Here is a 2,871-nt window from a genome sequence, read left to right on the forward strand (position 1 = left end):
CGCAGCCTGGTAGCGCATCTGCTTTGGGAGCAGAGGGTCGGGAGTTCGAATCTCTCCGCCCCGACCACGTCGGCCAAGTGTTTGAGGCGCCACGAACTGGGACTTCCGCATGATCGCGCGCATCTATCGTCCGTCAAAGACCGCCATGCAGTCGGGCCGCGCCAAGGCCGCCGGCTGGGTGCTGGAGTTCGAGCCCAGCGCCGCGCGCAGCTCGGAACGCCTGATGGGCTGGACCGTAACCAGCGACACCACGTCCAGCCAGGTGAAGTTGTCCTTCGACACACGCGAGGAAGCGGTGAGATACGCCGAGGCCCACGGGATCGCGTTTCAACTGATCGAGCCGCCGGCCGCGAAGCGCATCATCAAGGCCTATGCCGACAACTTCGCCTTCGGCCGCAAGACCCCCTGGACCCACTAGGGTCCAGTCGGAGCGCCCGTAGCTCAACCGGATAGAGCATCCGCCTTCTAAGCGGACGGTTGCAGGTTCGAGTCCTGCCGGGCGCGCCAGGCGAATTCGCCTGTCAGGGGAACTCGAAGCGAGAAATTCGCTCTTTAAGTTAATGACTTACCTACTCAGATTGAGGGATCAGATCCTTGATCGGCGCTCCGCTTACAGGGATACGAGCGAAAACTGGCGTGGAGTGCTTTTGAGATGAATCGCGCGTTGAAAGGGGCCTGCCTAGCCCTCTCGCTCACCCTCGCCTCGGTCGCCGGAACGGCGCAGGCGGTGACCTATACGGTGACCATGACCGGGACGGTGACGGGTGGATTCGACTTCATTGGCGCATTCGGATCCGACCCACTGGTTGGGCGTTCGATCAGAGCGGTGTTCCAGGTGGATACGTCGAAGGGTACGCTCATTGACGACAACGTGATCCAATACACCGAGGGTAATGACCTCGACAAACCCGTTTGGTCCACATTCCAGATGACGGGTACCGGTTTGTTTGAGATGCCTTCCGACCGAGGCTATGGCGTCGTCCGTCGCGACGATTACTCACCTCTTTTTAGTGTTAGTGCTTACCTATTGGAGAGCACGGATCAGATCTCGCAGTCTCAACAACAGTATATCTCGCACTATATCTATATTTCCGGTAAAAATGGAGCCTTCACCGGTACAAGCCTGGGCCCACCGACCGACATCACGTTTGGTCCCAACGCCGTTCCTCAGGGTCAGTTCGAAATTCGACAGCTTTATCAGAGCAAACACGGAAACGGGTATAATGCCGGCGCTCGAGTGATCTACCGTCCCGACAGCTTCACCGTCACCTCCGGATCGGTCGTCCCCGAGCCGCAAATCTGGGCGATGCTGGTGATCGGCTTCGGCGTCACCGGCGTGGCGCTGCAACAGGGCCGCCGGGCCCGCGCCAAGACCGCGCTGGCGACCTGACGACGCCGGTCTGGCGCGCATCCTGACGCGGGTTGCGCTAAGACGGGTCGATGGCCTGGACCCGAACCTATGACGAGGATGAGCCTCAGCGGGTGAACCGCTGGCTGGCCCAGTCGGGCGTCTGTTCACGCCGCGAAGCCGAGGGCCTGATCGCCGACGGGCTGGTCAGCATCGACGGCGCGAGGGTGGATGATCCCGGCCGCAAGATCGCGCGCGGCCAGACGCTTGTGCTGGCCGATCGGGCCGAGGCGGCGCTGGCGGGCTTCACGGCCGTGCTCAACAAGCCGCGCGGCTATGTCTCGGGCCAGCCGGAGCCGGGGCGGACGCCGGCCGTCCGGTTGTTGACCCCGGGCAATCGCGTGGGCGCTGGGGTCGCGCCGGACGCCCGCGCCAGCCTTCCACCGCTTGGACGGCTCGATCTCGACAGCCGCGGTTTGTTGATCCTCTCCAGCGACGGCGTCCTGGCCAAGGCGGTGATCGGCCCGGATTCGGCCCTGGACAAGGAGTACGTCGTGCGGGTGTCGGGTCTGGTGACGGCGCCCGTCGTGGAGCGGTTGCGGTTCGGTCTGGCCCTGGATGGCCGTCAGCTCAAACGCGCCGGCGTGGAGGTGATCGAGCCGCAGGTTCTGCGTTTCACCCTGCATGAGGGCCGCAACCGCCAGATTCGCCGGATGTGCGAACTGGTCGGACTGCGCGTGCTCGACCTCAACCGGGTGCGGATCGGCCCCTTGAAGGTCGGTGATCTGCCGGAGGGCCGTTGGCGGGCGCTGAACGCCGAGGAGCGGTCGGCGCTGATCGCGGCTTCGGTCAGGCCGCCGCGCTGAACGCTTCGAGGCCGCCGCGCAGGTCGGCGATCAGGTCGTCCACGTCCTCCAGGCCGATGTGCAGGCGCACCAATGGCCCGCCATAGTCCCTGAGAACCCCGCGCACCGGGAGTTGCGGATCGCAGGCGATGGCCAGGCTTTCGAACCCGCCCCAGGAGAACCCCAGGCCGAACAGCTTCAGCCGATCCAGGAAGGCGTTCACCGCCTGCTCAGGCGCAGGTCTCATGACGAAGGCGAACAGGCCGTTGGAGCCGGAGAAATCCCGCGCCCAGAGATCGTGCCCCGGCGCGTCGGGCAGGGCGGGGTGCAGCACGCGGGCCACCTCCGGCTGTTCCGCCAGCCAGCGGGCGACGACGAGCCCGCTCTGGCCATGGCGCGCCAGCCGGACCGGCAAGGTGCGCATTCCGCGCAGCATCTGATAGGCGTCCTCGCCCGACACCGCCCAGCCCATGTGCAGCACGCCGTCGGCCAAGATCTTGGCCAGCGCCGGATCGGAGGCGGCGGCCGAGCCCATGAACACGTCGGAGTGCCCGCCCACATACTTGGTGAGCGCCTGGATCGAGAGATCGATGCCGTGGTTCAGCGGCTTGAACAGGAAGCCCGCGCCCCAGGTGTTGTCGATGGCGGTCAGGATGCCCCGCGCCCGCGCCAGCTCCG

Annotated in this window: 4 protein-coding genes and 1 tRNA gene; 4 read left to right on the forward strand and 1 reads right to left on the reverse strand. The window is 65.4% G+C overall.

The features are described 5' to 3' along the window. Nucleotides 1–109 precede the first annotated feature (109 nt). The 4 genes from ACIQ3R_RS17055 (at nt 110) to ACIQ3R_RS17070 (ending at nt 2,214) form a co-directional block, all read left to right on the forward strand. The gene (locus ACIQ3R_RS17055; protein WP_397420046.1) at nt 110–418 is read left to right on the forward strand and encodes an ETC complex I subunit; all 309 of its coding nucleotides are present in this window, start codon (nt 110–112) and stop codon (nt 416–418) included. Between the two features lie 12 nt (nt 419–430). Then, nucleotides 431–507 (forward strand) — tRNA-Arg (locus tag ACIQ3R_RS17060). Nucleotides 508–652: 145 nt separating this feature from the next. Beyond that, complete coding sequence (locus ACIQ3R_RS17065; protein WP_397420047.1) at nt 653–1,390, forward strand: hypothetical protein; 738 nt, start codon at nt 653–655, stop codon at nt 1,388–1,390. A 50-nt stretch (nt 1,391–1,440) separates the two neighbouring features. Further along, nucleotides 1,441–2,214 carry a pseudouridine synthase gene (locus tag ACIQ3R_RS17070; protein WP_397420048.1) on the forward strand — a complete coding sequence of 258 codons (774 nt, stop codon included), beginning with the start codon at nt 1,441–1,443 and terminating at the stop codon, nt 2,212–2,214. On the opposite strand, the gene ACIQ3R_RS17075 is transcribed toward ACIQ3R_RS17070, so the two are convergent. Continuing rightward, the coding region (locus ACIQ3R_RS17075) for a PLP-dependent transferase (RefSeq protein ID WP_397420049.1) at nt 2,198–2,871 on the reverse strand (674 nt) is incomplete at its 5' end. The genes ACIQ3R_RS17070 and ACIQ3R_RS17075 overlap by 17 nt on opposite strands.

Source organism: Phenylobacterium sp., from assembly GCF_044371015.1.
Taxonomy (GTDB): domain Bacteria; phylum Pseudomonadota; class Alphaproteobacteria; order Caulobacterales; family Caulobacteraceae; genus Phenylobacterium.

What these genes read in the sequence shown, in the direction of transcription:
- ACIQ3R_RS17055 (WP_397420046.1), top strand. Translation starts at nt 110, where the DNA reads ATGATCGCGCGCATCTATCGTCCGTCAAAGACCGCCATGCAGTCGGGC.
- ACIQ3R_RS17065 (WP_397420047.1), top strand. Translation starts at nt 653, where the DNA reads ATGAATCGCGCGTTGAAAGGGGCCTGCCTAGCCCTCTCGCTCACCCTC.
- ACIQ3R_RS17070 (WP_397420048.1), top strand. Translation starts at nt 1,441, where the DNA reads ATGGCCTGGACCCGAACCTATGACGAGGATGAGCCTCAGCGGGTGAAC.